This window comes from Deltaproteobacteria bacterium (genome assembly GCA_003194485.1).
Classification (GTDB): Bacteria; Desulfobacterota; Dissulfuribacteria; order Dissulfuribacterales; family UBA3076; genus UBA3076.
Window position 1 is genome coordinate 105,716 of record PQXD01000007.1, and the last position, 25,583, is coordinate 131,298.

Consider the following 25,583-nt stretch of genomic DNA (forward strand, 5'->3'; position numbering starts at 1 on the left):
CGGTACACTGATTTCTACGTTCATGGCACTTCTCCTTTCGGTTTGATTTTTTGGTGATCAAAACCATTACAAGAAAAAGTGCCTTTTTCTACCCTTTCAGAATTCACACAAAATATTTTACACTACCAATATCACTGGAAAGGGCCGACAATAAGCGCTCTAGTAGATACACTCGAAGAGGCAGTGAGCAGCGATCCACAGAGCTTTTTGTCAATTCTGCCTGTATTTCATGAAGCCAAGCGACCTTACCAGTATGGGGTCATCAATGGTTTCAAGAAACTCTGGGATGCCCCACTAGAAAATCATGCACTGGATTTTTGGGCCCACGCTTGGCCCGAGCTGATCACTTTTTTTGACAAACTCATTGGCTCGCCAGAATTCTGGTCGGAACAGGTCATACAGTATCAGGATCTCACTCCGAATCGGGATTGGATCCCGCCGCTGATTGCCGATTTCCTGCGGGCTGGCACACATGATGATACCAAAGCCTATGCTTCAGAGTTATTACCGCGGACTTGGTCTCTGATTCAAACCTTGCTTGAAAAGGCAGAGGCAGAGAGCGATCCCAAAGAGGACGCCATGTTTCAGGCTATCAATTCACCAAAGGGGAAGGCTATTGAGGCCCTTTTCAGCCACGCGCTGAGATGCTGTCGGGTGGCCGATAAACAGGACGGCACGCACAAGCGGGCGTGGAGCGAAATGAAATCCGCTTTCGAGCATGAACTCGCCAAGTGTAAAGATGCAAACTATGAATTTTCGACACTCGCAGGCGCATACCTTGCGAATTTAGATTACCTCAACCATGAATGGCTCGAAAGTCATTTCACCGAAATATTCTCGATCGATTACCCTGCCAACTTCGCATGTGCGCTTGAGGGGCTGGCCTACGCCCCTGCGACAAAACGAGTCTATGCGCTACTGCTAAAAAATAAAGTAATAGATAAGGCTCTGCGCTCTGAGGCCAAAGGTCCCCATGCCAGAGAAAACCTACTAGAAAGAATAGCACTGGCCTATTTGTGGGGCGACGAAGAACTCAATTCGCCAAGATTTGACTATCTGTTCGGTTCAAACCTTATAGATGATCTCGAAGTTATCAGTCGCTTTTTCTGGAGTGTCCGCGATCATAAGCTGAGACCAGAGCAAGTGCGCAGGATACTTGATTTCTGGGTTCAATGCATCTCACAGCCTCAAATTGTCTCGGATGCCTCAGAGAGGCTTTTGTCCAGCTTGAGCTTGTTGATTTGCTATCTCGAAGCGATTGGTGAAAAAGAAAAAAAATGGCTGCTCACAGTTGCACCTTATGTGGTACGAGGGCATGGTGAGCATTTTTTTGTCAATGAACTAGTCCGGTTGGTTGATTTCAGCCCCGCTGAGGTTTGTACCGTTTTTGGGAAGCTTCTCGAAAACTACACTCCATCGTTTGATTTTGAAGATAAACTGAAGACACTTTTACAAAAACTGGCTCGACTCGGTCGCAGGGAAGATGCAATAGTTTTCGCTGATAAATTACGTCATCTGTCCGGTATAGCAGAACTTTATGCTGATTTGGCGAGACCTCGCTAAGCAGATTTGGGTACGTGGGATAGCAGGAATATAGATTTCCTCCACCGCCGTCATTTCGAGGGTGCCGGTTGCCGGGGGCATTGCCGTCTAGAGGCCAGGATCTATGACACCAAGTGCTCAATTTTTTGGGTGTTTGTTGTTGAACTGGAGACCTGGGTTATGATATCACCCCCCTTTGATATGGCAACGGGAATCGAACCCACGTCCATTCTCTGTTTGGGGAAAATGTGGAGAAAAACATTTCCCGCGCAGGGACGCGGAGAACGGCAATCGGAAGCTCTCAACGTATTGTAAATAAAGGGCTTTTGATGTGTCGGCGCTGGGGAGACTGGATTTCCGGAAAGCGGCGAGCCCTCCACCATTGAAATTGAAACGAACCGGTCCGATTGCCGCAAGCGGCATGTCGGAAGGTTCGTTTTTCTTTTTGTAGCAAGGGGTTACGGCGCTTCTTGCCGCCGTTGGATCACCTCACGATTACCCCGATTTTAAGAAATCGGGATGAATTTCCTTCTCTTTCCCGCCTTCATTCTCCGTTTTCTCAGGTCTCACTTTCGGACCTCGTCCGGTTCGAGACACCTGCCTGCCGGAGCACCGGCGCAGGCAGGTCTTTTCCTGCAACCTTTGCTCTGCAAGTTCCTCGGCAAACCGCTCGACAACCTTGGCGATTCCGTCAAAAAGTTCGTTGATGCCCATGGCTTAACCTCCTGCTTATCCGTTCCCTGTCCCATACCTACCGGAGAAACAGAGAAAGTGTCGGTGGAAATTTTGTGTGTTCGTCACGTTTTCTCCATTTTCCCGATTGCTGGGTGCAGTGCGGACGGTTCATCGGCACTGAGAAAATCGACATCTTCGACCATATCGATATTGATACACTGCTGCCGAAAGCCGTGGACGAGATCATGCTGTTTCTTAAAAAGCACGCCTACCGCAGCACGGACCTTTCCGAGGTGCGGCGCAGGGATGTCTGGAGTATTCCCCTGGGGATTTTGCGTGAGGTGATCATTAATGCCCTTGTCCACAGCGACTATTCTCAACGTGGTGCTCCCATCCGGGTCGTCTTTTTAGATGACCGCATTGAAGTGGAAAGCATGGGTATTCTCCTGCCCGGCCTGACCATCGAAGAGATGAAACAAGGCACCTCCCGTATTCGCAATCCGGTAATCGCCCGCGTTTTCAAAGAACTTAACCTAATCGAACAATGGGGCACCGGCGTGCGCCGTATATTTGCGGAAGCCTGGGCCTGCCGGAGCCGAAAATTGAAGAGATCGGCATGCGCCTGCGCTTCACCGTCTATCTGGCGAAACCGCATCGTATACAGACAGATGGCCAAAAGGCCCTGTCAGGGGTAGAGTCAGGGGTAGAGTCAGGGGTAGAGTCGAAAATGGCCGTACAGGTTATCTCTTTCCTGAAAGAAAAGCCCTTCTCCAAGTCGGAAATTGCAAAGCGGTTAGGGAAAATCAAGCCGACCCGCTATCTCAATGACCTGATGGCCAAACTGTTGCGTGAAGGATATGTGGAATACACCATTCCCGGGAAGCCTAAAAGCCGACTGCAGAAATACAGGCTGACCAAAAAAGGAAGCCAGGTTTTGCAGGAATTGCCGGAAAAAAGGAAAGGCCAATGAACGCTAACTATGTCTGTTTCCTGATTATGCCACAGCCTGTGGCACAATTGGCAGACAGCAAACCTTACAAAAATTTGTAGCAATTTGTTGCAAAAATCCCCTGGGGCCTGTGCGACATTCAAAAGCCCATCGGCGTATCCGAGTATGAACTCACCCGCGCCCTGCCGGACGACCTGAAATCCAGCCTGCCGACCGTGGAAGAAATCGAAGCGGAGCTGAGTGGAGACCTGCCTGCCACCCTGCGCTTGGCGTAGGCTGGGATGCGGGAGTTGTTGGAAGGGGGGAATGGGTGATGAGCAGAAACAACAAGAATGGATGGAAATACAAAAAGCTCGGGGATGAAAATTACTTCGAATTAATAATGGGGCAGTCTCCGCCTTCCAAAACTTGAAAAATTTAGTTTATGGAGATGGAAAATCAATATAGAATGTGTTTCCTTATAGAGGATTCTGCGGAAAGGAGGACAGTCTATTGAAATCGTTAGTAATTATGCTTTGTTGTGCAATTGCGTGTATCCAAATGGCAGGACAGGCACAGGCAGGAGAAAAAGAGTGCGTGCAGAAAGGCGAGTGGATAAACAGTAACGTTTATGAGGACAACGCTTTTGTGCTCGCCTTCGATAAGCTCGGCCGGGGTGTCGTGAATACGGCGTTCGGTGTGGTGGAGATCCCCAAGCAGATCGTAAAAAGGGCTTTTGACACCGGATGTGCTTCCGGATACATCTCAGGCCTTTTCGTGGGAACAGGCTATTTTGTTCTGCGGGAGATGGCTGGCATATATGAGATCGTGACTTTTCCCATACCTATTCCTGAGCATTACGCCCCGGTGATCGATCCGCTTCTGGGGTACAGACCGAGTGATGTCGAGTAGACCGGTTTCTTCAAATGACATACCTGTCGAGCTCAGATACGTACCCTGCCAAGGCCCTGGGGTTGGGGGCGCAGGGTGGGTATGTCGAAGGAAACGATTGGCTGAAAATCTGATAGCTTGGACTTATCTGCAAAGCAGATGTTCCAAGCTATTAGTTAATCTTCCCTCAAAATATTTCCGAAAAGTAAACAAAAGATCCCAATTTTGTTGCGCATGGATCAAATATTTGATATCTACTTAATAGACCTAACCCGGACAAGCCGGAACCAAAAGGTTTGAAGATAAAAAAAATTGATCACGAAAGCACGAAAATACGAAGACACGAAAGCCTGAATGTTGTTTTATTTCGTGCTTTCAATCTTTCGTGTTTTCGTGATTGTGTTTCAGAATTTTCTGCCGGAAAAAACGCGAAAATAATTACTAAGATACTAATAGGAATTAAAAAATCAGGAAAAGCGGGAGTAAGCTTCGTAGAAAAAAGGGGGGGATTTCAGAGGAGTGGTACATGCATTTCGATCCTTTTTATTGGTGACGGTATTAGGAGGGACAGAAAAAAATGAGTAAGACCTGTTTCCAATGCGGAGGGGAACTCCAGGTCAATAAGAACAAACCCTATCACTATACGGAATCCGGCCTGGATAACGTCGTACTTTTTGGCATTAACCAATATAAGTGCAAAGCCTGTAGTGAAACATTTGTGTCCATACCCATGATGGAGGAATTACATCTACTTCTCGGGAGAGAATTATGTTGCAAAAAAGGCCTTCTAACCGGCAAGGAAGTCAAGTTTATCCGTAAAGAACTCCATATGAAAGCTAAAGAAATGGCGCAAGCCCTGGGTGTTACAGCGTCAACCGTTTCCCGTTGGGAAAATGATAAGGAGCCTATTGGGGAAACACACGATCGTCTGCTGAGATCATTCTATATGCTTTATGCTTCGGAGCAGACAGAGAAAATCCTGCATCGGGATGCAGTGCACATTTTCTCGAATCTTCCAACAAAAAGAAAAAGGCTTCAAAAGACTACAAAACTTGAATTTAGCCCGGCCGACTGGATGGGGGGCAGGTATCCGGAATTCTGTCCTGCTTGATATCATCCTCTACCTAATCAGTGAGAACCGTTGACCCGATCAGGAGGGGATTGCGACGCATCCGGATCATCTAAGTGATCCGATTTCCTCCTTTCAAAAAGCCCGAGGCCTGCCTGTGCCGATACGGCAGACAGGTGCAACACACAAGGCAGGCGAGGAAATCGAAGCAGCGAAGCAAATGGAGTATTTTGAGCGGAATCATGGCCTGTTCAGAAAAATCGGTGGCAAGATCCTGAGCTCTTCTCCTGCATCTTTACATCCCTCAACCAGGATCAGTTTGGCAGGCAGATTCAGGTCGGGGTGAATCATTCTCAATCTCTTAGGTTCAAGGTTCAGCTCATGCATGCCGGCCAAAAGCCTGGCGGCACGGTCAGCACGATATATAAGGCTTATCCTGCCTCCGGGATGGAGTGCATAACGGGCTGCGGAGAGTATCTGGTCAAGGTCTGTCAGGATCTCGTGCCTTGCAAGGGTCTCCTGGGAGTTCTTGCAAAGTCTGCCGGATACCGGAGACCTGTAAGGCGGGTTGGCCACCACATGGTCAAAACTGCCCGCAGAAAATACTTCCGGTATTCTATTTAAGTCCAATTCATCAACCGTGATCTGTCCATCCAGATGGTTCAAACGGATATTCTTTCCCGCGATTTCGGCAAGATCTTTCTGTATCTCAAGGGCGGTTATTTTTACATTGCTGTGTTTTTTGGCAAGGACCAGGGCTATGACCCCACATCCTGTGCCAATGTCCAGGATATGATCGTATTTTCTGGGCCTGACAAAGTCCGCAAGCAGTAGCGAGTCTACAGAAAAACGGTACCCATACCTGGGCTGGAGGACCTTTATACCGTAATCCCTGAGACAGCCCTCCGTGACTTCAGATGAGATTTCTGGTAAATATGAAACTGATTTTTTTACGTCTTGAGTCATAGATTTTTGGTAAATATCCGGTGAACCCGCGGTTCGCTGTGGAAGTTGCCATCCGTGCCCTGCCGCAGAAGCGGTTTGCCTTTTGCAGGGTTTCAACCGCGGACCAAATTGCACTGCCTCTTTCGGTCTGCGATGAGTGAGCCTTGAAACCCGGAAAAAGGTAACCGCTTCAAGGCAGGATATAACGGGCTCACCGAATATTTACGATTTTTGCCGTTATTGTTTTTTGAGACCATTATAAACTATTATGACCTAAATTGAGCAATTAGCCTTTAGTGGTTAGCTATTAGTTTTATGATTACAGGATGTTCTGCTATTACAAATTAACATAATGCCTTGATTTTTCAAAGCTAAACGCTAACAGCTAACGGCTCTACTTAAATATGAAAAAGTAATCATGAGAGCGGTTTGGCAGAGGGTCAGTGAGGCCTGGGTTGAGGTGAGCGATAAGATCATAGGACGCATCGGCAAGGGAGTCCTTGTGCTCCTTGGAGTGGAATCAGATGACACCGATGCTGATGCGGCCTTAATAGCAGAAAAATGTTTGAATCTCAGGGTCTTTGATGATAAGGACGGCCGCCTTAACCTCTCGTTAGCTGATATCGGAGGAGAACTGCTTCTGGTATCACAGTTCACTTTGTGTGCGGATTGCAGGAAGGGAAGAAGGCCGTCCTTTGTCAGGGCCGCTGCTCCTGGCGAGGCCAACAGGCTCTATGAGCTCGTGGCCGATATGATCAGGGACAAAGGTATCAAGGTGAAGACCGGCCGTTTCCAGAGCCACATGAAGGTGCATCTGGTTAATGATGGTCCGGTGACGTTGTTGCTGGACAGCCGGAAGAGATTTTGATTAAGGCGTATGTCAGAGCAAGAGGCCATTGAGATCTTTGATGAGTGGAATCCGCCTCAACTAAGCGAGGAGGCGTCAAGCTGGCTGCTTTCTCAACTCACTCCCCAGGCCTTTTTGCGTTTTGCCCGGGCTATACAGCAAGACCCGGAAGGCCAGGCCGCGCTCTCCGGGTTCAGGATTTCTCATAATTCAATACAAAAGCCAGGCATCAAGCAGGCCATTTCAGTCAGGCTGGTATCACTTCTTGTGTCCTCGAGATGGGCGAGGAGTGCCTTTTTCATTATATCCTTTCCCCATGGCAGGTGGTTCAGATGGGCAGAGGTCATCGAAGTTCACGACGAGATCTGGCTGATGGTCAACTGGAGAGAGCTCATAAAGGGAACAGGAGATCCTGCCTTAGCCGTTGCCTTTGCCCTGGACGACCGTATCAGTCTGGCCAAAAGGGGCGAGAGGGCCTTAAAGACAAGGTCCATATGGACAGGAGAACTGGCCGGCTCTAAGGAGTTGTTGCCGGAGGCATGGGCTGAGTTCTCAGGACTCCTGGGGCCCCGGGAACTCAGGGATCCTTCAGATACAGAGGTATTGGAAAGCCAGCGGATCAGGCTTGAAGAGCTGTCGGCCAGGCTGCGGAAGGCAGAGCAGGATGGAATAAGACAGAAAAAGGCAAGAAAAAAGCTGGAGACCGGAATCAGGGAGCTGGAGGCCAAGTGCCTGGAACAGGAATCCTTTATCAGTAACCTCAAAGAGAAGCTGAAGGAGCAGTCAGGGCGTATAAAGGCCTATGAGACTGAAATGGAGTCAGAGATTGAGGCAAGGGTTGCCTGTTTTTACCGGGAGTTCTGTAACTGTGACATGTGCGAGGAAGAACTATGGAAAGACTCCATGAAAGAGGGCGGAAGCAAAGATCTCTTGCAAAGGGTGGAAAGTGCCCTTACCGCTCAAAGCCATCTGGACTCCAGATACGGTACCCGCTCCAGGGTGACTGCCAGGCTCAAAAAGCTGGAGTCCAAGTATGAGGAGGTTGAGAGGGCCCTGAGCGATGTCCTCGTTCCGGCCCAGTCACTGCTGAAGGCCAGAGAGGACCTGCAGCTTGAGATCGCCCGCTGGAGAGAGATGCTTCCGGGTGCAGAAGAAGCATGCTCTCCTCTGGCAGGAAGTCTCCTTGGGCATGCAAGGACCTTTAAGGTGAATGAGGAGGGGATCAGGCAGCTTGAGGCATTTTTGGCAGAGGTGGGACGTTCACCTATTGGGACATTACTCAATGAGGAGGAAAAGGCCTTTTTGCAGCGCAGCATAGGGATGCTTTTGGCCGAAAGGAGAAAGATTTGGCAGGCATGTATGCTGGCCAAGCATCCGCCTGTGCGCATCCTTCCGCACAAAGTGGATGATATTTCAAACCTTTCGGCCTTTGTACTGAAGCACCACGATCTGTGTTCAAAATCCGTCCTGCTGGTGGATGGCTATAATGCAATAAAGACCTCTGCCGAATGGGCAATACTTGACAGCCAGAACTTCACCAGGGCAAGAAATCGTTTTATTGAGCTCTGGGAGCTGAGGGCAAAGGACTGGAACAGGGTAGAACTTGTCTTTGACGGCCAGGAAGAACGTAATTGGATAGAGGAGCGGGGGCGCCTGATAGTGGTTTACACAGATGCCAGATTCGAGAACCAGAGAGCGGATATCTACATCCGGTCCCGAATGGAAGAACTCGATGCCGATAAACCCGATGCAAAGCTCTTTCTGATCACCGCAGACAGAGAGCTGAGGGACTCAGTCAGCCAGTGGTGTGATTACTTCATTGAGCCGAGATGGGCGCTAATACCTTATCTCAGCATAGAAGATTGATTCCGCACTGTAAGCGTCCACGAGGGTGCGCAGACATACTCCCTGTATTTCAAGTGCCCGACCTGCCTGCCGGCAGGCAGGCAACAAAGCAGATGCAGCACCCCGTGGACGCTTACCAGATCCCAAGCTTTCTGTATGCTTCGTAAAGGACTATCCCTACGGCATTAGACAGATTAAGGCTTCTCACTTTACCCCATATGGGAAGGTAAAAACTCCTTTCAATGTTTTTCTTGATAAGAGAAGGAGGAAGCCCCTCGGTCTCTTTCCCGAAGACGAGATAGCATCCAGGCGTGAAATCCGCTTCAGTATAGACATATTTACCCCTGGTTGAGAAATAAAGGAGGTCACCTCCGGCATTTTCAAGCATAAAGGTCTTTAAGCTGCTGTGATGTCTGACAGTTACACTGGACCAGTAGTCAAGGCCTGCTCTTCGGAGATTCCTGTCGTCGGTCTTAAAGCCAAGCGGATGGATAAGGTGAAGGACGGAGTTGGTTGCCCCGCAAAGCCGGGCAATGCTGCCGGTGTTGGGTGGTATCTCCGGCTCTACAAGTACTACATGGAGAGAAGGGAAAGATTCGGACTTGTCAAGGGATTTCATGCCATTTTTTTGATTTTTTCACGGCATTCAGGACACAATCCCTTCACATCCAGTTTATGATTCAGTATTTTAAAACCAAAACGCTCTTCCAGGTCCTTTTCGATGTCATTTAATCTCGGGTCTGTGAATTCCTCGATCTTCCCGCACTCAATACATCGAAGGTGGCAATGGTGTTCATGGCCATATATGTGCTCATAGTGCATGTGGCCGTCTTCAAAGAACACGTCCTGGACCAGGCCGGCTTCTATTAGAAGGGGAAGAAGGCGATATATGGATGCCTTTGAGATATGCATACCCTTTCGCCTTATAGTCAGATAAAGTGTGTCTACATCAAAGTGGTCATGGGTGGCAAAGATCTCTCTTATTATCTGTTCTCGTTCCTGGGTGTAACGCAGCCTGTTTTTTTGAAGGTACTCACGAAAGACTTGTAATTCCGATTTTTTTTGCATGATGAGGCCCTCATTTTGTGAATTTGAATAAATCGATGAATTATGGCTGAATTCGCGAAACATACTCAATAATTACTTTCTAAAGTGATCGGTTCCAGGTTCCAGGTTCAAGGTTCAAAGGTTATAGTCTACTTTACAGGGGTTCCAGGTTCCGGGTTCAAGGTTGACAACCTTTGAACCTTTGAACCTATGAACCTATGAACCTGTCTTATGTTGTACCTGCTGGAAATTGCCAAGTCAAGCTTAAAGCAAATCTTTATTAATAAGCATATGCTCAATATTATATGGAGATGATAGATGATGGCAAGGAAAAAAATAAAAAAAATTTTCAAGACATTGGGATTTGTTGGTGGAGGACAGATGGCAGAAGCCCTGATAAAGGGGTTGTTGTCAAAAGAGTTCTTAAAACCGGGCCAAATCACGGCATCTGATCTGTCCGAAGTCAGGAGAAATTATCTCGGGAAGACATTCGGGATAAGTACTACGTCCGAAAACAAGGAAGCAGTCAAGGGATCCGAGATTATTATCCTCGCGGTTAAGCCCCAGGTTATGTCCACAGTCCTTGAAGAAATTGGGCCGGTTGTGAGCAGCAATCATCTTGTCGTATCCATAGCTGCCGGAATAACTGTTCATTTTCTGGAAAAGAGACTCCCTGAGGATACAAAAGTAGTGCGTGTGATGCCCAATACTCCCGCATTGGTTCAGGCAGGGGCTGCAGCACTGTGCAAAGGGACTGCCGCCGGTCCGGGCGATCTGGATATGGTTCGAGAGATATTGGACGCAGTGGGCAAAGCAGTTGTAGTACCGGAGTCATTGATGGATGCAGTCACAGGGCTCAGTGGCAGCGGACCCGCATATGTTTTTACATTTATCGAGGGATTGATAGACGCAGGAGTGCGGGAAGGATTGCCAAGAACCGTTGCCCGGGACTTGGTGGTCCAGACCGTGCTTGGGGCGGCCCTTATGTGCCAGAATACAGAGAGACATCCGGCAGAACTGACTGCGATGGTGACCAGTCCGGGGGGAACCACTGTTGCGGGTCTGCATGTCCTGGAGCGGGGGGCCTTGCGTGGAATAATAATGGATGCGGTCAGGGCAGCAACCGAGAGATCCAGGGAGCTTGGTAGCTAAAAAGGGTGATAAACGTTATCGACCGGTTTTGGGAGGCAATTTTGACGAGACAAGAAACATGAGGCCGGCTACTACGGCAGACATGAAAAAGACCCATGGATAACCGAAACGCACCCAGATAACTCCAGCTATTATCGGGGCTATCATGGACACTACATGTTCAATTGAATAGCTCGTGGATATGGAGGCCGTCAGTTCATCTGCCGATTCAACTATCTTGGAAAGGTAGGTCACGTGGGCAGATCGTAAGGAAAACAGGCAGTCATCCAGGATAAAGCAGGTGAACAGGCACGGCAGGACAAGAGGTTGGGGGAGCGTTGTTTCTGCCAGGCCGTAACAGGCGCAAATTATTAGGAGTGCGAGGGAATCACTTATAAGCACAGTCCGTTCTCCCAGTATGTCGATCAGTTTTCCAAGGTACGGCTTCAGAAACAGGCCTACAACAGAAGATACCAGTAAAAGCCTTGCCATGTCCGGTGCATCCTGATCAAATATCCTGATGAGTACCCATGGTCCGAATACAAGAAATATCTGCTTTCGTACACCGAACAGGACGGCGAGCAAATAAAAAAGAGAATATTTTGCCCTGAATACAAAGCGCCTGCGTTTTGTCCCCGTATGTCTTTTTTCCTTGATGAAAAGCACGACTAAGGCCGAAAGCAATGTGATCAAGGCCGCAAACCAATAGAGCTTTTCATATCCGAGCCCCAATATGTCCATACCTATCCAGATGCAAGCAGTTCCTGCTATGGTCCCAAGGCTTCTGAGGCTTCTGACCATTCCGAATAGACTGCCCCTGGTCCCGGGTTCACTGAGGGCTACACAGAAGCTCTCCCTGATGGTCATTACCATATGTGCCCCGACAGACCAGACAAACAGCCAGGCTGTTACCCTTAAGACATCAGGTGAGAGGCTGGCAGCGCCCACAATGCCAAGGGCAATAATAAGTGTGGCCCCAAACAGGATCTTTCCTTCTTTGATTGCACTGAAAGGGGCCAGGAGCACAATGAGCAACATTCCAGGAAGTTCTCTTATAGTTTCCAGCACTCCCCTTTGGTCGGCACTCATATCATAGACATCCACCAGGAAGTTGTTAAGGCTGCTAAAAAAGATTCCAGTGGCAGCAGCACCCAGAAATGTGCTAAAGAGAAAGATCAGCTTCTGGTCCTTAAGGAGACGGAAAACGAGTGGATGTGCGTTATTATCACGCTTATGGGCTGTCATGGGCTGTCAGGTAAAACATGGCCGGGTGTTTGAGTGCCAGGATCTGTTATAATGCACATTAACTGATTAATTGCAATCTGCGCTTTGCTGTGAGGAATATAAATTAATAACATGGGTCTTACATCGAAAAAATATCTCAGCCGGGTCGAAGAGATCATTAAGAAGGCAGGGGCCGGAGAGGTCTATCCTGTCTATCTGTTTATAGGTGACAGACCTATTATTCATCCACAGATACATAGATTAATAGATTGCCTGGTCTCTGAAGAGGCGAAAGGGTTCAATTTCGAGATATTATCTCCTGATTTTTTCTCAGAGGGCAGGTTGCTCGAGCTTCTGGAGACCAGGGGTTTTTCCCCTGGCCGCAGGGTGGTCTTAGTGCAGGACCCGCCTTTACTGGTATCCGCGGATACTGCAAAGACCAGATGGAAGAAGATCCTGGCGGCCATGGAAGCGGGTGATGATGCCCGGGCAAAAGAGCTTGTTTCCAGGGTCTTCTCTGATTTGAGGATAGATGCAAAAGAACTCGCGGGGCTCTCTCAGAGACAGATGGAAGAGGTCCTGGATTGGCCCAAGGATTTATCCATCAGGAATTTATCGGAATTTCTTGAAGTGCACGGTGAATACCTGAAACGTATAGAGCCCATACATACAGGCTCCGGGGATCGCATTCTCTCCTGGCTTGCCCGGAGGGCCGACCCGTCCCGCGCAGTTATAATTATTGAATCCGAGATAGTGGACAGAAGGTGCTCCTTGTACAAGGAACTCAAAAAGCACGGGCCTGTAGTAGACCTTGACAAAGAAAAGAAGGATAAGAAAAGCGGGGCAGATTTTGCAAGGAGCTTTATCAGGAGTTCGGTCAGGGAAAAGGGCAAGGAAATAGAGCCCAAGGCCATTGAGGCCATTATGGAACGGGTTGGCCATGAAGACCTTGTGGGCCTGAAGACAGAGATCCAGAAGCTCGTATCCCAGGCAGGAGACAGGACCAGGATAAAGGCCGGAGATGTCTGCGAACTGGTTGTAAGGCACAAGGATGAAGAGTTATACAGGCTTACCGGTGCCATTGGAGAAAAGGATCTGGACAAATGCCTCAAGAGCCTGGGTTATCTGCTGGATCAGGGGATACATCCCCTGGCAATACTTAAGACCGTTGCAAATTTTCTGCGGAAGATGATAATCTTGAGGGCCGTTTTTGAATATGGACCAGGCCTTCAAGCAGTTAAGAACTTGGAGTACGGGACCTTCAAAAACAGGATGCTGCCTGAGATAAAGGAGATTTTGGGAGATACTCCGCCTGCCGTGCTGAAAGGTGCTCATCCATACGCACTTTATAGATTGGGCAGGCAGGTACATGGTTTTGACCTGGACCAGATGCTGGATTTGCTGGCCTCTATGGCCGAAATGGATCTTGAGTTCAAGGGAGGTCAGGTTTCTCCAAGAGTGCTGCTGGAGACACTGATTTTTCGTTTGGTCTCAATGGATGGACTATGGATGAAAAAGTGATGAATTGGGAGAGAATAGCCCGTTTTCTCTTTGAAGGGTCAATGCTCAAGCATACGTGGCGAACGGGCTATCCGTTTCTGGGAAAGGGCAGGGAATCAGTGGCTGCCCACACGTTTGGCGTGATCCTGAGCGCCATGATGCTGGCAAGAGATATCCCCGAAGTAGATATGGAAAGGCTCTTGAAGCTGTGTCTGGTACACGATCTCCCCGAGGCAAGGACCGGGGATGCCAACGCGGTACACAAGCGGTATGTGACCATAGATGAGGAATCGGCAATCACGGAAATGATCCAGGGACTTCCGGGCGGTGAGGAGATAGCGGATCTGCTGTCCGAGTTCAGGGACTGCAAGACAACAGAGGCAATATTGGCCCATGACGCAGATCAGCTTGATATGTTGATTTCTCTTAAAGAACATCTGGATACCGGAAGCAGAGATGCAGCGCGCTGGATACCCTATGTCAGGGACAGGTTGAAATCAGAAGGGGCCAAGGCCCTTGCCGGTGCCATTTTGAAAGAACACTGGGCAAGCTGGTGGATGAGGCAGTTGCTTGGAGAAAATTTCAAATAAGAAAAAATCCTGATCCAGAGGTGAAAGAGCCTGAATGATATCCAGAAAACTGAAGATCTGTTATCCAGTAACAGAAGTGGCGCCGGAACCGGATGCGTCAGGTGCGGTGCATGCCTTTCAGTATGCCCGGTCTATGACGTAACCAGACACGAGCGTTTTTCCCCCAGGGGGAAATACAGACTAATTGCGGAAATTATAGGCGAAGGCCCGAATTCCACTCAGGAAGCTCAAGGTCTCGGCAAGAATATCATTCCGGTCAAGGTGCTCGAGACCTTAAAGGATTGTCTCCAGTGCGGTGCCTGTAGCAACATATGTCCTGCCGGGGTGGAGATAAATGCCATGGTCAGGAACGCCAGGGCAAGCTATGCTAAGGGGCTTTCTACTCCCTGGTGGCTATGGAATATTCTCAGGAGTCGCAGGCTGACTCCCTTATTGGCAAAGCTCCTCACCGGCATCCCGGGAACGAGCGGCCTTGTCTGGCGCCTGCTTGGCCTTACGGGCCGGACTTCAGGGGATGAAAAGGTTCTTCATTTTGAAATGCCCTCTCTTGCGCAAATGCCGGCCCTTTCCAGGAGGCATTTCAGGTTGCTTGATCCGGGTTGCGGGGTTGATTCCGGGCCGGGACCCAGAATAGCCCTTTTCCTTGGCTGCATTCAGAACTATCTCTATCCAGAGGCGGCTGAGGCCATGGTCCGGTGCCTGGGAGGCAAGGTGCTGGTCCCTCTGGGACAGGTATGTTGCGGCATGCCTGCATGGTCAGCGGGTGCGCTGGAAACCGCGAGAGAATTCGCCCTTCAAAACCTCAGGGCCCTTGAAACTGCAAATGCGGATTTCATCGTTACAGGATGTGCTGCCTGTGCCTCAATGATCAAGGAATGGCCAAAATTGTTCAGTGGAAAAGAGGCGGAAAGAGAGCTCGCCGTTAATCTGGCGGATAAGGTCAGGGAATTCAGCCGGCTTTTAGGCGAGCTGAAGGTCTTTCCTTTCAGAGAGCCAAGGGACAGGTCAGTTACAGTGACGTATCATGCTCCATGTCACCAGCGCTTCGATCTGGGCGGTGTAGGGGAAAGTGAGGATCTGCTTGACAGGATGTTCTCAGATGCCTTCAGGCCGATGCCTCATGGATGCTGCGGACAGGGAGGGCTCTTTAGTATCGGGAATCCCGAGCTTGCCCGGAAGATCTTTGAGAAGAGGCTCTCCGCATGGGACAGGACAGGTTCATCCATTGTGGTTACCACATGCTCAGGATGTCTGCTGCAGTGGAGGGCAGGGACCGCTCATCAATCAGGGGGACCCAGGGTGTTACATTTGGCGGAGCTTATTGATGATTGTTCTAAAAGATGAACATCGAACATCGAACGTCCAACATCGAATGTTGAATGGGAAAAGATGAAGAAACAGAAATAGCTGTTGAATGTTTGGTATCGGGTGTTTGTTTTTTCATTCGATGTTGGACGTTCGATGTTCGATGTTCGATGTTCATTACTAAATTTAGGTCCCCAAACAATGGGTGATGGCTCATAGGTGAAAAAGGTAAGGGATCATTATTTTAAAAAGGCCAGGAAGCAGGGCTTTCCGGCCCGCTCGGTCTTTAAGCTTGAAGAGGCCCAGAAGAAACACAGGTTCCTGAAGCCAGGGCAGACCGTCCTGGACCTTGGCGCATATCCAGGCTCCTGGTCAAAGTATGCAGCCGGAGTGGCAGGACCGAAGGGATTGGTTGTGGCAGTTGATATTCAAAAGCCTGGTATAATGCCAGGTAATGTCTGCATATTACAGAGAGATGTCTATGATCTCAAGGTCTCGGAGCTCAGAGAGATTTCCCCTTATTTCGACGTGGTGCTTAGCGATATGGCGCCCAAGACTACTGGTCGAAAGGATGTGGATCACTTCAGGTCTATAGCCCTTGCAGAGCGTGCTTTAGTCTTGGCCAGAGAGTTGCTGAAACCAGGGGGCACTTTTTTTTGCAAGGTCTTCCAGGGAGAGGATTTCCCTTCCTTCCGAAATGACTGCAGAGAGAGTTTCAGGTCGGTTCGTGTAGTAAAGCCAAAGAGTTCCAGGCCGGAGAGTGTGGAGTTGTTTTTACTATGTACAAGTAAAAAACAGCGCACCGGATGATTGCCATACTTTTATTTATTGGCTAATCTGGCTTATATGTAAACTGGAGATAAATCTATGTCCCTGTTCAAAACGGATTTTCCCGGCATTTATCTCTTACACAGGGGAAAAGTAAGAGACATATACAAAGTGGGGAGGCATTTGCTGATTGTGGCAACGGATCGTCTCTCTGCCTTTGATGTTGTTCTCCCCACGCCCATACCGGGCAAAGGTCGCATCCTTACCCGGATGTCCCTGTTCTGGTTTGAGAAATTGAGAGACCTGGTGCCGAATCATCTGGTTCAGGCAGATGTAGCTCAATTCCCGGAAGAGTTGAAACCATTTGCGAAGTCCCTTGATGGCCGCAGCATGCTGGTCAAAGAGGCAAAGCCTTTGCCGGTTGAGTGTATAGTCAGGGGATATATCGCCGGCTCCGGATGGAAAGACTATCTCAGGACTGGCTCTTTATGCGGTATCAAATTACCTGAAGGGATGCTTGAGTCGCAGCAGCTTCCAAGGCCCATGTTCACGCCTTCCACCAAGGCCGATGTCGGTTCTCACGATGAAAACATCAGCCTTGAACAGGTCTGCGGGCTGCTTGGCAAAGCAGTTGCCGAAAAGGCCAGGGATATCAGCATCAGGCTTTACGAAATAGCGGCGGACTATGCGAGAGAAAGAGGAGTGATCATTGCTGATACGAAGTTTGAATTCGGCATATCTGACGGAGAACTCTTGCTGATTGATGAGGTCTTGACGCCTGATTCTTCCAGATTTTGGCCTGCCGAGGACTACAGTCCCGGAAGGTCGCAGCCGAGTTTTGACAAGCAGTTTGTGAGAGACTACCTGGAGTCCATTTCATGGGACAAAAAGCCGCCGGGGCCTGAGCTCCCCGCGGATATCATAGAAAAGACCCGCCGGCGTTATCAGGAAGCTCTAAGGCGTCTTACCGGTTCTGCCACGGTATAATAATGGGGGGGCTCTGACATGGAAATAAAGGCCAGATTGTCCATCTTGATAATAGTTGCTCTTGTGAGTATCTGGTCTCTTGCCTTCATTGAGTTCTGCCTTGCGGAGAAAAGCACCTTTGTTCGCTATGTCATTGATGGCGACACCATAGTTCTTAAGAATGGAACAAAGGTACGCTATAGGGGGATTAATTCTCCGGAGATACCTCACAAGGACACACCCGGAGAACCCATGGGATGGGAAGCCACGAGGCGTAACAGGCAACTGGTCCAGGGCAGGCTTGTCAGGCTGGTCCAGGATGATGAAAAGAGGGATCGCTTTGGCCGGCTGTTGGCCTATGTATTTCTCCCTGACGGTCGAATGGTCAATGAAATCCTGGTCCGTGAGGGCATGGCCTTTGTGTGTTTTTCTAAGAAGGGATCGCCTTTCAGCAAGAGACTGCTTGATGCACAGAGAGAGGCCATAGACGCCGGGCGTGGTATATGGTCAATTCCGCCGGTCAGGCCCGAGCCTTATTATGTCGGTAATCGCAAAACCCTCCGCTTTCATAGGCCCTCATGTCCTTATGGGAAAAAGATATGTAAATCAAACCGGGTAATTTTTAAATCGCGATCAGATGCCTGCAAGGAGGGTTTTTGCCGATGCAAGAAGTGTCTGCCCTGAAAATGGCTGCAACGATAGTAATCAGAGATCCCGGATATCTTGAGCATGACCAGGGCCCCGGTCATCCGGAATCACCTGACCGTCTCAGGGTCATCTATGAGCGTTTAGACCAGGAAGATGTAAAGGGCCTGTTCAAGACCGTTGTCCCCAGATCAGCCGGCCGGGAAGAGCTTTTATGGAATCACACCGGTGATTACATAGACAAGATAGCCGGGACTGCCGGCAGGGATTTCTGCCGGCTGGATCCGGATACAGCTACAAGCGCAGGTTCGTGGGAGGCGGCCTGCCTGGCTGCCGGTGGAGTTTTTGCCGCCATGGATGAAATAGCCGGGCCTGATGCGCAAAATGGATTTGCCCTGGTACGCCCTCCGGGACACCATGCAGAAAGAGATCGTGCAATGGGCTTTTGCATCTTTAATAATGTGGCCCTTGGCGCCCATTATGCAAAACAGATCCTTGGTTGTGAACGGGTCTTGATCGCAGACTGGGATATTCATCACGGGAATGGTACCCAGCACAGCTTTTACAATGATCCCAGCGTATTATACTTATCTACCCACCAGTATCCCTATTATCCGGGAAGCGGTGGGGCAGATCAAATAGGTGAAGGCGATGGAGAGGGCTTTACGGTAAATGTGCCCCTGAGCCCTGGTGCCGGAGATGAGGACTTTGCCGCCATTTTCAATCGCTTGCTGGTGCCTATAGGAAAGGCCTTTTCTCCGGACTTCATATTAGTTTCAGCCGGGTTTGATATTTACATGGATGATCCCCTGGGAGGCATGAGAGTCACTGCAAACGGTTTCGCCTATATGGCAAGGGTCTTACTCAATCTTGCAGAGTCGTACTGTGAGGGCCGTATACTATTCTGCCTTGAAGGAGGTTACAGCCATACAGGGCTTAGGGACGGCGTGCTCGCTGTTTTAAAAGAATGCAAGGCCATGAGCGTTCTGGACAGTGATACTGTCTCCAGGCTGGACAATTCCGGGCCCGGGCCACAAGTAATAGAACATGTAATGGATATCCAAAGGGATTATTGGCCTTTTACATGAGTAAAAACTGAAAAGGCCTGTCACCCACCTAATATGGTGGCAGGCCTTTTGATATTGCCAATATATATGCGCTCTACAAGATACTTATTTTGCCGCCTTTTTGGGATGACACCCGGCACACTTGGTCGGGGCGGTCTTTCCTTCCTTCACTGCAGCCTTGTGGCACCCTTTGCAGTTCTTGTGCAGGGCTTTCTTGCTGCTATTTAGAGCTGGTGCAGCCATTTCGGCAGTGTGGCAGGTACCGCATTTTTCTATCTTCTGACCTTCAGCATATGGAACCTGCTTTCCATCCGGACTTTCGGAGTGGTGACAGTCTCCACAGGTGGCACTTTCCTGGTGTTTGACGTGACTGAATGCAACATCACCCTTTTTCTCGCACTTAAATGTAATGGTCTCCGGTCCCTTATCGGCTGCCGCGGCCACCCCTGCCATTACCAAGCTGAAACAAATTGCAACAACCACAGAAATTACCCTACTACTCTTCATCCTGCATATTCCTCCTTATTTTATTAATGAATGACGATTCACTGGTTAATCTCATAATTGAGCTTTTGAAATTTGTCAATAAGGAAATGAAATCACCTTCAAAGCCGATGCCGGGCCGTTGTGCTCCATATTTTGTCAAAATGGCGTTAAAATCCTTTACAATTCTCTAATGGCATTGGTATGATGCAGTCCTCCCTGCAGTTATTATGTTCATGTTCGGCGTTTTTTGGAGGTTACAAGGTGAAAATAATATATGATCCGGATATACCTGCTACGCTTCGTTCTTCTATTAAAGATGTTATAAAAGAGTCAATAGACGCTCCATGCTCCTGTGGATGTGATGAGATATATGTTTCATTACAAGAGAGGAATAGAATAGATGTTAAGTGCTACGATTGCGGTACCAGCTTTTTCGAGCTCGAAGTGGAAGTGAATGAAGAAATAATTGATCATTGAGCATCCACCTTGATCTTGATAGCTGACTTGATATGAATGTCTGAAGGTAAATATCCGGTGAACCCGTGGTCCACTGTGGAAGTTGCCATCCGTGCCCTGCCGCAGGAGCGGTTTGCCTTTTGCAGGGTTTCGATCGCGGGCCGGATTGCACTGCCTCTCCGGTCTGCGATGAGTGAGCTTTGAAACCCGGAAAAAGGTAACCGCTTCAAGGCAGGATATAACGGGTTCACCGGATATTTCGCCTGAAGATCAGGTCCCTGAACAAGATCAAGCGCTTATTTAAGGTATAAATATGTTGGTCCGCAGTAAATCCGCAGCTATTCTTATGTCTGTGCTGGTCCCATTCTTCTGTGCGTGTTCTCAGGCTCCGGTTACAGGCAGGTCCCAGTTGATGCTGGTCAGTCCGGAGCAGGAAAAGGCCCTGGGGCTCAAGGCCTATGAGAATATCCTTAAAAAGGAGAGGATCAGCCAGGATCATGTCCTGAATCAGATGCTGCAGACAGTGGGATGGAGGATTGCAAATGCAGCCCAAAGACCGGATTTCGACTGGGAATTCACTCTCATAGAAAATGACAAGGTGGCCAATGCCTTTTGTCTTCCGGGAGGCAAGGTGTTTGTGTATACAGGTATTCTGAAATATACAGAGGATGAAGCCGGCCTGGCCGTTGTGATCGGCCATGAGGTTGCGCATGCCCTGTCTCGACACGGGGCGGAAAGGATGAGTCTAACTCTGTTGGCACAACTCGGGGAGACGGCTATGCAGACAGCCCTCGGGACCCAGTCGGCCGATGCGATGAGGGTATTTGATTATGCATACGGATTGGCTGCAGACATAGGCGTGATATTGCCATACAGCCGTACCCAGGAGTATGAAGCAGACCATATAGGGCTTATTTTGATGGCAAAGGCCGGATATGATCCAAGAGGTGCTTTGGTGTTTTGGGAACGCCTTTCCAGGGGAAAGTCCGCCCCTTCTCCTCCTTCATTTCTTTCCACTCACCCGACCGATCAAGATCGTATTGCAAAAATTCGGAATTTGTTGCCGGAGGCCTTGAGGTATTACGATACAACTGACTATTGAGGACTGAAAATTGTTGGAGGCAAGGATATCAAAATACTGGTTCCAGATTTTGTCGTAAGTTTTGGATGATGAATTGATCTGTGACTCTTTGATGGTAGAATCCCATTTATTTTCCCAAATAAATTTTTTTTTGGCATTTAAAGTGCATAATAATGAAAAACGTTTGGCATTCAAGCGAGAGAGTGTTCTGGGTGCCACGAAGCCGGATTTATGGTAGCCGCTCACGGCTATTAAAAAGAATTTCGGAGGGGTAATGATTATGGAGAGATATTCTTTGAGATTGTTTGCTGTTCTATTACTCATGGCAATTGTATCTCCGCCTGTTTGTGCCGGCGAGGTCCCGTCTTTTGTCCTTGGTCCTGGCGATGTCCTGGAGATTTCCGTATGGAAAGACCCGGAGCTCACGAAACAAGTCATCGTTCAGCCTGACGGCTATCTCAGCTTTCCACTGGTTGGACAGGTTAAGGCTGGCGGAAAGACACTGGCAGAGGTCCAGCACGAAATAGTAGAGCGTCTTCAGGAATATATTCCTTCACCGACAGTGGCGGTTCTTCCGTTTAAGATCGAGAGCTATAAGGTCTATGTGATCGGCAAGGTAAACGAGCCGGGGGTCTTTATGCTCCCGGAGCCCATTAACGTTATGCAGGCCCTGAGCCTGGCAGGCGGCATGAACCCATTTGCCGACCTTGACAAGATTACCATATTGAGACAGGGACCCGACGGCCAGTCGAGGATACGGTTTGACTATGGCGACGTTGCCAAAGGGAAGCATCTTGAACAGAACATTATGTTGCAGACCGGCGACGTGGTTGTCGTACCGTAACAGAAAGCTGGGGATGGGACAGTGCAATTTGTGCGTTTGGGAACTTGTTTGTTCCTTATAATGAGTTGGTTGGCAGGAGTATGTATTCCTGCGGCAGAGGCGGCCGAAGAGACGTGGAGTTCCAGGATCTCTCTGCAATGGAAATATGACGACAACATAAATTATTCCAGCCGCAATAAAGTGCGTGACTGGATCTATGAAGTTCGTCCGGAGCTGACATGGCGACACCGAACCGAACGGGACGATTTGCGTTTTACTGCCCGTCTACTGGGTCAGAAGTACGACACCGAAAGCGAGCTTGATACCTTGGATCAAGACTATCGTCTGGAGGCCTCAAGTCAGTTATGGCCGACCCTGAACCTGTCTTTTGATGGCAGCTATCGCAAAGATACAACTCTGGATAGCGAGCTGTCCGAGGAAGGCATCCTGCTGTTTCGAGAGGACCGCAAAACTTACAGAATGAATCCCTCTGTGCGGTGGCAGGCCACGGAACGCTCGGCATGGCAAATGAGCCTCCCTTTCCGCCAGGAGGACTATGGAGGGCAGTATGATAATTACGACTACAAGTCAACCGCGACCTACCTCGAATATAGTCGCATGCTGGCCGATAATCGTACACATATATTCGTACAGCCCGGGTTTTCCTATGATGATTTTGAAACAGGAGATACGCACACTTATGAGATGATGTGCGGCGTAGACCGTGCTTTTTCAGAGCGTCTTACCCTTCATGCTGGCGGGGGAGTTTATTTATCGCATATCAAGGAGGATACAAAGACCTCGAGCGAGACAGGTTTTGTTGCCTCTGTCGAGGCGCAGGGAAAACTGGAGAGGGGCCGTTGGCGGGCGCGCTACATACGGGACGTGTATCCAGGTGGGATTGGGAGAACCGTCTTTGCGGGATCGTGTGACCTTGAAGGGGATGTACAGGATGACCGAGCGGCTGCTTCTGATCGGTCAGACGAGTTTTACAGATGTGCGCTCTCAGGGTGATGGGGGTGATGGGTATTATGGGTATTATGGGCGTTATGGGTATTCAGCGGATTATTGGATATTTAGCGTCCGTCCCGGCCTTGCCTATCGTCTGGCCGAGCATGCCAACCTGGGGATATATTATCACCACAGTTTCGTGAATTACCAGGAGAACGATCAATCGTACAGAAGGAATATGTTCTGGATTCGCCTGGATTTTACAACACGATTTAAACGCTGATGGAACGTAGCGGAAGTTGACTCATAACCTCACTATCGTCAGCAGTGGCATAATAGTTAAGGAGACAAGATGACCGAAGCAGATCGCGGGCCACAGACGTTACAGGACTATATTGCCTTTTTGCGGAGGCGTAAGTGGTTCATTGTTGTACCATGGCTGGTGATTCTTTGCATTGCATCAGTGGTTGCTTACATATTGCCCCCCGTATATCAGTCCAAGGCCACTATTCTGATTGAATCCCAACAGGTTCCGGAAGACCTGGTTCGTACTACTGTTACCGGCTATGCTGAGGAACGTATCAAGACCATAACTGAGCAGATCCTGAGCAGGCAGACCCTGGAACAGATCATTAAGGACTTTCGGCTTTACCCTGATTTCCAGGACAATGCCCCGATCGAGGACATTCTGAGTAAAATGCGCAAAGACATCTCGGTGGAAATGGTAAGTGCCATGGTCCCCAGCCGGCGCAGTGAACGTCAGGTTGAGGTAAATGTGGCCTTTACCGTCTCTTACGAGGGCGGTGATCCAAAAAAAGTCACTCAGGTTGCGAATCGTTTGACTTCATTGTTTTTGGAATACAACATGAGACTTCGCGAGAACCTGGCCAAAACTACAACAAACATATTAGAGCAGCAACTGGAGGCTTATCGCAACACAACCCGCTTGTTGGAGGAAAAGATTGCCCGCTTCAAGGAGGAGCACCTGACTGAGTTGCCTGAGCTGATGCGGCTGAATCTTGAATTTGAGCAGCAGATTCGTCAGCAGATCGAAAGAGTTGAAACCAAAATACTGGCCCTGGAAGATCGCAAGGTCTACCTGGAGGGACAGTTGGCAACGATTTCGCCCAGCGTCCTGTTTAGGGGTGATCAGGTGTGGGAGCCTCGCGACCGGTTGAAGCTTCTCCGGAGCCAGGCTATCTCCCTGGAGGCCAGTCTTTCACCCAAGCATCCGGATGTTATTAAGATACGGCGCGAGATTGAAGAATTGGAAAAAAAGGTGAATGCGGATAATGAGCGCAGGAATCTTGAAAAAATGCTGAATGATAAAGAGGTCCAACTGGAGAATTTGCGCAATCGTACCACAGACAAGCACCCGGATGTTGCGCGTCTGAAGCAGGAGATTTCCAATATTAAGACTGCCTTGGCGGATATTCAAGCTGATGAAGCCGGCGGTGCCGATTCCGCTGACAGCGGACCTACCAATCCAGCTTATATCAATCTTCAGACCCAGATCAAGCGCACGGAGATCGAGCTGGACTCGCTGCGCACTCAGCGCAAAGAACTGGAAAAGAAGTGGCATCAATATGTAAAACGGCTTGAGCAGATGCCCCAGGTGGAGCAGGAGTATCAGGATTTAGCTCGGGATTACAGTGCTGCTCAAAAAAAATATAATGAGACATCGGAAAAACTTATGGAGGCACGTCAGGCCGAAAACCTGGAGGAGAATCAAGCCGGAGAGAAGTTCACGGTTGTGGATCCGCCTCATGTGCCGGGGAAACCAGTCAAGCCGAATCGAATGGCCATTATCCTAATTGGCTTTATTTTGGGTCTGGGCGCAGGGGCCGGCCTGGCAGCGGCCATGGAATTCACCGACACGACGCTTCGGACCGCCGGGGACGTCCGCAGGCTGACAGGTGCTCCTGTCCTGTCCGCCATCCCCGATGTGAGAGAAGTTCAAGAGATGCAAGGTAAACGGTCATGAGCAGGCTGGAAAAGGCCCTGGAGCGCGCCAAACAGGCCCGCGACAAGGGGGAGGAAAACAGGAAAGGTATTGCGACGTCATTGCCTGAATCCGGGGGTAGAGCTGGACTATCGAAATATTTAGATCCAGAGTATACCCAGACGCGGATCGAAAACGTGGATGAATCAGCCCTTAGCAGCCTCGGTGTGCTGACTACCTCCATTCACCCTGCCATAGTCGAGCAATATAATCTTCTCAGAGTAAAAGTCGTGGAAGCACTGTCCAGGGACGGTTATAATTCCTTGATGGTGGCCAGTCCAAAGCAGGGCGAGGGCAAAACTTTTACAGCAGTCAATCTTGCCATCAGCCTTACACGCGAGAAGACCCGGACAGTTTTGCTCATTGATACGGATATGCGCCTGCCTTCTGTACACAGCTACTTCGGGTTGTCTCAGGGACCAGGTCTTTATGAATACCTGGATCGCGGAATGCCTCTATCTGAGTTGTTGGTCAATCCCGGCATACCCCGGTTGACACTGCTGCCTGCCGGCAAGGCTGAGCAGTACCCTTCGGATTTCCTGAATGCTCCGGCTATGCATAGTTTTGTGCGGGAAGTAAAGGAACGTTATCCGGATCGTTATATCATATTCGACAGTCCGCCCCTGCTAGCCTTTTCCGACGGACTGTATCTGTCTCGTTTTGCAGATGCCGGTGCGCCACGAGCACACTCGATATAGTTGAGATGTGCGCAACTGCACAGAAGATGAGGGTTTGGCCCCTCGAAGCCGGCTTGCAGGAGCAGGCTTCAAACCGCCTCAAGCTGCTGTGGTAAAGAGCC

At 49.4% G+C, this 25,583-nt stretch carries 27 protein-coding genes and 1 pseudogene; 21 read left to right on the plus strand and 7 right to left on the minus strand.

Features of this window, described 5'->3' with window-relative positions; genetic code table 11:
• Positions 1-78: 78 nt before the first annotated feature.
• The gene (locus tag C4B57_05785) at positions 79-1,563 is read left to right on the plus strand and encodes a hypothetical protein (protein PXF54832.1); all 1,485 of its coding nucleotides are present in this window, start codon (positions 79-81) and stop codon (positions 1,561-1,563) included.
• A gap of 474 nt (positions 1,564-2,037) precedes the next feature.
• Here C4B57_05785 and C4B57_05790 read toward each other — a convergent pair whose 3' ends face one another.
• Positions 2,038-2,256 (minus strand): hypothetical protein, encoded by a 219-nt coding sequence (locus C4B57_05790; GenBank protein ID PXF54833.1) that lies wholly within the window; start codon positions 2,254-2,256, stop codon positions 2,038-2,040.
• A 305-nt stretch (positions 2,257-2,561) separates the two neighbouring features.
• On the opposite strand from C4B57_05790, the pseudogene C4B57_05795 reads away from it, so the two are divergent.
• The 4 genes and pseudogenes from C4B57_05795 to C4B57_05810 all read left to right on the plus strand — a co-directional run bounded on the left by C4B57_05795 (position 2,562) and on the right by C4B57_05810 (position 5,147).
• Positions 2,562-3,187, plus strand: a pseudogene (locus tag C4B57_05795) (ATP-dependent DNA helicase).
• 489 nt (positions 3,188-3,676) lie between these two features.
• Positions 3,677-4,057 carry a hypothetical protein gene (locus C4B57_05800; GenBank protein ID PXF54834.1) on the plus strand — a complete coding sequence of 127 codons (381 nt, stop codon included), beginning with the start codon at positions 3,677-3,679 and terminating at the stop codon, positions 4,055-4,057.
• A 275-nt stretch (positions 4,058-4,332) separates the two neighbouring features.
• Positions 4,333-4,617 carry a hypothetical protein gene (locus C4B57_05805; protein PXF54835.1) on the plus strand — a complete coding sequence of 95 codons (285 nt, stop codon included), beginning with the start codon at positions 4,333-4,335 and terminating at the stop codon, positions 4,615-4,617.
• Positions 4,614-5,147: a hypothetical protein gene (locus C4B57_05810; GenBank protein ID PXF54836.1), complete on the plus strand. Its 534-nt coding sequence runs from the start codon at positions 4,614-4,616 to the stop codon at positions 5,145-5,147. The genes C4B57_05805 and C4B57_05810 overlap by 4 nt, the downstream gene beginning before the upstream one ends.
• Positions 5,148-5,345: 198 nt before the next feature.
• Here the strand turns inward: C4B57_05810 and C4B57_05815 are convergent, their stop codons facing one another.
• Positions 5,346-6,071: an SAM-dependent methyltransferase gene (locus tag C4B57_05815; protein ID PXF54837.1), complete on the minus strand. Its 726-nt coding sequence runs from the start codon at positions 6,069-6,071 to the stop codon at positions 5,346-5,348.
• Between the two features lie 397 nt (positions 6,072-6,468).
• On the opposite strand from C4B57_05815, the gene C4B57_05820 reads away from it, so the two are divergent.
• Together C4B57_05820 and C4B57_05825 are read left to right on the plus strand one after the other, a co-directional pair.
• Entirely contained in the window at positions 6,469-6,918 is a 450-nt protein-coding gene (locus C4B57_05820; protein PXF54838.1) for a D-tyrosyl-tRNA(Tyr) deacylase, read from the plus strand.
• Positions 6,919-6,927: 9 nt separating this feature from the next.
• Positions 6,928-8,763, plus strand: coding sequence for a hypothetical protein (locus C4B57_05825; protein PXF54839.1), 1,836 nt, complete (start codon positions 6,928-6,930; stop codon positions 8,761-8,763).
• A gap of 112 nt (positions 8,764-8,875) precedes the next feature.
• Here the strand turns inward: C4B57_05825 and C4B57_05830 are convergent, their stop codons facing one another.
• Positions 8,876-9,361 carry a tRNA (uridine(34)/cytosine(34)/5-carboxymethylaminomethyluridine(34)-2'-O)-methyltransferase TrmL gene (locus C4B57_05830; protein ID PXF54840.1) on the minus strand — a complete coding sequence of 162 codons (486 nt, stop codon included), beginning with the start codon at positions 9,359-9,361 and terminating at the stop codon, positions 8,876-8,878.
• Positions 9,358-9,873: a transcriptional repressor gene (locus C4B57_05835; GenBank protein ID PXF54841.1), complete on the minus strand. Its 516-nt coding sequence runs from the start codon at positions 9,871-9,873 to the stop codon at positions 9,358-9,360. Before C4B57_05835 ends, C4B57_05830 begins: the two co-directional genes overlap by 4 nt.
• Before the next feature lie 237 nt (positions 9,874-10,110).
• Between C4B57_05835 and proC the strand changes: the two genes are divergently transcribed.
• Positions 10,111-10,941 carry a pyrroline-5-carboxylate reductase gene (gene proC / locus C4B57_05840; protein ID PXF54863.1) on the plus strand — a complete coding sequence of 277 codons (831 nt, stop codon included), beginning with the start codon at positions 10,111-10,113 and terminating at the stop codon, positions 10,939-10,941.
• Between the two features lie 15 nt (positions 10,942-10,956).
• Here proC and C4B57_05845 read toward each other — a convergent pair whose 3' ends face one another.
• Positions 10,957-12,165 carry a hypothetical protein gene (locus C4B57_05845; protein PXF54842.1) on the minus strand — a complete coding sequence of 403 codons (1,209 nt, stop codon included), beginning with the start codon at positions 12,163-12,165 and terminating at the stop codon, positions 10,957-10,959.
• Positions 12,166-12,276: 111 nt separating this feature from the next.
• Here C4B57_05845 and C4B57_05850 point away from each other — a divergent pair, with 111 nt between their 5' ends.
• The 7 genes from C4B57_05850 (at position 12,277) to C4B57_05880 (ending at position 19,006) form a co-directional block, all read left to right on the plus strand.
• Positions 12,277-13,665 (plus strand): hypothetical protein, encoded by a 1,389-nt coding sequence (locus C4B57_05850; GenBank protein PXF54843.1) that lies wholly within the window; start codon positions 12,277-12,279, stop codon positions 13,663-13,665.
• Positions 13,665-14,234, plus strand: coding sequence for a phosphohydrolase (locus C4B57_05855; GenBank protein ID PXF54864.1), 570 nt, complete (start codon positions 13,665-13,667; stop codon positions 14,232-14,234). Before C4B57_05850 ends, C4B57_05855 begins: the two co-directional genes overlap by 1 nt.
• Positions 14,235-14,495: 261 nt before the next feature.
• Positions 14,496-15,578, plus strand: a complete 1,083-nt coding sequence (locus tag C4B57_05860; GenBank protein ID PXF54844.1) for a hypothetical protein — start codon at positions 14,496-14,498, stop codon at positions 15,576-15,578.
• A 180-nt stretch (positions 15,579-15,758) separates the two neighbouring features.
• Entirely contained in the window at positions 15,759-16,349 is a 591-nt protein-coding gene (locus C4B57_05865) for a 50S rRNA methyltransferase (protein PXF54845.1), read from the plus strand.
• A 57-nt stretch (positions 16,350-16,406) separates the two neighbouring features.
• Positions 16,407-17,294, plus strand: coding sequence for a phosphoribosylaminoimidazolesuccinocarboxamide synthase (locus C4B57_05870; GenBank protein PXF54846.1), 888 nt, complete (start codon positions 16,407-16,409; stop codon positions 17,292-17,294).
• A gap of 18 nt (positions 17,295-17,312) precedes the next feature.
• On the plus strand, positions 17,313-17,957 hold the full coding sequence (locus C4B57_05875; protein ID PXF54847.1) for a nuclease (SNase domain-containing protein): 645 nt from the start codon (positions 17,313-17,315) through the stop codon (positions 17,955-17,957).
• Between the two features lie 2 nt (positions 17,958-17,959).
• The gene (locus C4B57_05880) at positions 17,960-19,006 is read left to right on the plus strand and encodes a histone deacetylase (protein PXF54865.1); all 1,047 of its coding nucleotides are present in this window, start codon (positions 17,960-17,962) and stop codon (positions 19,004-19,006) included.
• Positions 19,007-19,090: 84 nt separating this feature from the next.
• Here C4B57_05880 and C4B57_05885 read toward each other — a convergent pair whose 3' ends face one another.
• Entirely contained in the window at positions 19,091-19,492 is a 402-nt protein-coding gene (locus tag C4B57_05885) for a class III cytochrome c (protein ID PXF54848.1), read from the minus strand.
• 240 nt (positions 19,493-19,732) lie between these two features.
• Here C4B57_05885 and C4B57_05890 point away from each other — a divergent pair, with 240 nt between their 5' ends.
• Entirely contained in the window at positions 19,733-19,948 is a 216-nt protein-coding gene (locus C4B57_05890; protein ID PXF54866.1) for a hypothetical protein, read from the plus strand.
• Here the strand turns inward: C4B57_05890 and C4B57_05895 are convergent.
• The gene (locus tag C4B57_05895; protein PXF54849.1) at positions 19,942-20,178 is read right to left on the minus strand and encodes a hypothetical protein; all 237 of its coding nucleotides are present in this window, start codon (positions 20,176-20,178) and stop codon (positions 19,942-19,944) included. The genes C4B57_05890 and C4B57_05895 overlap by 7 nt on opposite strands.
• A gap of 62 nt (positions 20,179-20,240) precedes the next feature.
• Between C4B57_05895 and C4B57_05900 the strand changes: the two genes are divergently transcribed.
• From C4B57_05900 to C4B57_05920, 5 genes are all read left to right on the plus strand, one after another.
• Positions 20,241-21,029 carry a peptidase M48 family protein gene (locus tag C4B57_05900; GenBank protein PXF54850.1) on the plus strand — a complete coding sequence of 263 codons (789 nt, stop codon included), beginning with the start codon at positions 20,241-20,243 and terminating at the stop codon, positions 21,027-21,029.
• 253 nt (positions 21,030-21,282) lie between these two features.
• Entirely contained in the window at positions 21,283-21,852 is a 570-nt protein-coding gene (locus C4B57_05905; GenBank protein ID PXF54851.1) for a sugar transporter, read from the plus strand.
• A 69-nt stretch (positions 21,853-21,921) separates the two neighbouring features.
• Complete coding sequence (locus tag C4B57_05910) at positions 21,922-22,845, plus strand: hypothetical protein (GenBank protein ID PXF54852.1); 924 nt, start codon at positions 21,922-21,924, stop codon at positions 22,843-22,845.
• Positions 22,846-23,134: 289 nt separating this feature from the next.
• A complete protein-coding gene (locus tag C4B57_05915; GenBank protein ID PXF54853.1) occupies positions 23,135-24,766 on the plus strand; it encodes a lipopolysaccharide biosynthesis protein in 1,632 nt (543 codons plus the stop codon).
• Positions 24,763-25,482 carry an exopolysaccharide biosynthesis protein gene (locus tag C4B57_05920; GenBank protein PXF54854.1) on the plus strand — a complete coding sequence of 240 codons (720 nt, stop codon included), beginning with the start codon at positions 24,763-24,765 and terminating at the stop codon, positions 25,480-25,482. The genes C4B57_05915 and C4B57_05920 overlap by 4 nt, the downstream gene beginning before the upstream one ends.
• The last annotated feature ends 101 nt before the right edge of the window (positions 25,483-25,583 follow it).

What these genes read in the sequence shown, in the direction of transcription:
- C4B57_05790 (PXF54833.1), bottom strand. Translation starts at nt 2,256, where the DNA reads ATGGGCATCAACGAACTTTTTGACGGAATCGCCAAGGTTGTCGAGCGG.
- C4B57_05800 (PXF54834.1), top strand. Translation starts at nt 3,677, where the DNA reads ATGCTTTGTTGTGCAATTGCGTGTATCCAAATGGCAGGACAGGCACAG.
- C4B57_05810 (PXF54836.1), top strand. Translation starts at nt 4,614, where the DNA reads ATGAGTAAGACCTGTTTCCAATGCGGAGGGGAACTCCAGGTCAATAAG.
- C4B57_05815 (PXF54837.1), bottom strand. Translation starts at nt 6,071, where the DNA reads ATGACTCAAGACGTAAAAAAATCAGTTTCATATTTACCAGAAATCTCA.
- C4B57_05820 (PXF54838.1), top strand. Translation starts at nt 6,469, where the DNA reads ATGAGAGCGGTTTGGCAGAGGGTCAGTGAGGCCTGGGTTGAGGTGAGC.
- C4B57_05825 (PXF54839.1), top strand. Translation starts at nt 6,928, where the DNA reads ATGTCAGAGCAAGAGGCCATTGAGATCTTTGATGAGTGGAATCCGCCT.
- C4B57_05830 (PXF54840.1), bottom strand. Translation starts at nt 9,361, where the DNA reads ATGAAATCCCTTGACAAGTCCGAATCTTTCCCTTCTCTCCATGTAGTA.
- C4B57_05835 (PXF54841.1), bottom strand. Translation starts at nt 9,873, where the DNA reads ATGTTTCGCGAATTCAGCCATAATTCATCGATTTATTCAAATTCACAA.
- proC (PXF54863.1), top strand. Translation starts at nt 10,111, where the DNA reads ATGGCAAGGAAAAAAATAAAAAAAATTTTCAAGACATTGGGATTTGTT.
- C4B57_05845 (PXF54842.1), bottom strand. Translation starts at nt 12,165, where the DNA reads ATGACAGCCCATAAGCGTGATAATAACGCACATCCACTCGTTTTCCGT.
- C4B57_05850 (PXF54843.1), top strand. Translation starts at nt 12,277, where the DNA reads ATGGGTCTTACATCGAAAAAATATCTCAGCCGGGTCGAAGAGATCATT.
- C4B57_05855 (PXF54864.1), top strand. Translation starts at nt 13,665, where the DNA reads ATGAATTGGGAGAGAATAGCCCGTTTTCTCTTTGAAGGGTCAATGCTC.
- C4B57_05870 (PXF54846.1), top strand. Translation starts at nt 16,407, where the DNA reads ATGTCCCTGTTCAAAACGGATTTTCCCGGCATTTATCTCTTACACAGG.
- C4B57_05875 (PXF54847.1), top strand. Translation starts at nt 17,313, where the DNA reads ATGGAAATAAAGGCCAGATTGTCCATCTTGATAATAGTTGCTCTTGTG.
- C4B57_05880 (PXF54865.1), top strand. Translation starts at nt 17,960, where the DNA reads ATGGCTGCAACGATAGTAATCAGAGATCCCGGATATCTTGAGCATGAC.
- C4B57_05885 (PXF54848.1), bottom strand. Translation starts at nt 19,492, where the DNA reads ATGAAGAGTAGTAGGGTAATTTCTGTGGTTGTTGCAATTTGTTTCAGC.
- C4B57_05900 (PXF54850.1), top strand. Translation starts at nt 20,241, where the DNA reads ATGTTGGTCCGCAGTAAATCCGCAGCTATTCTTATGTCTGTGCTGGTC.
- C4B57_05905 (PXF54851.1), top strand. Translation starts at nt 21,283, where the DNA reads ATGATTATGGAGAGATATTCTTTGAGATTGTTTGCTGTTCTATTACTC.
- C4B57_05915 (PXF54853.1), top strand. Translation starts at nt 23,135, where the DNA reads ATGACCGAAGCAGATCGCGGGCCACAGACGTTACAGGACTATATTGCC.
- C4B57_05920 (PXF54854.1), top strand. Translation starts at nt 24,763, where the DNA reads ATGAGCAGGCTGGAAAAGGCCCTGGAGCGCGCCAAACAGGCCCGCGAC.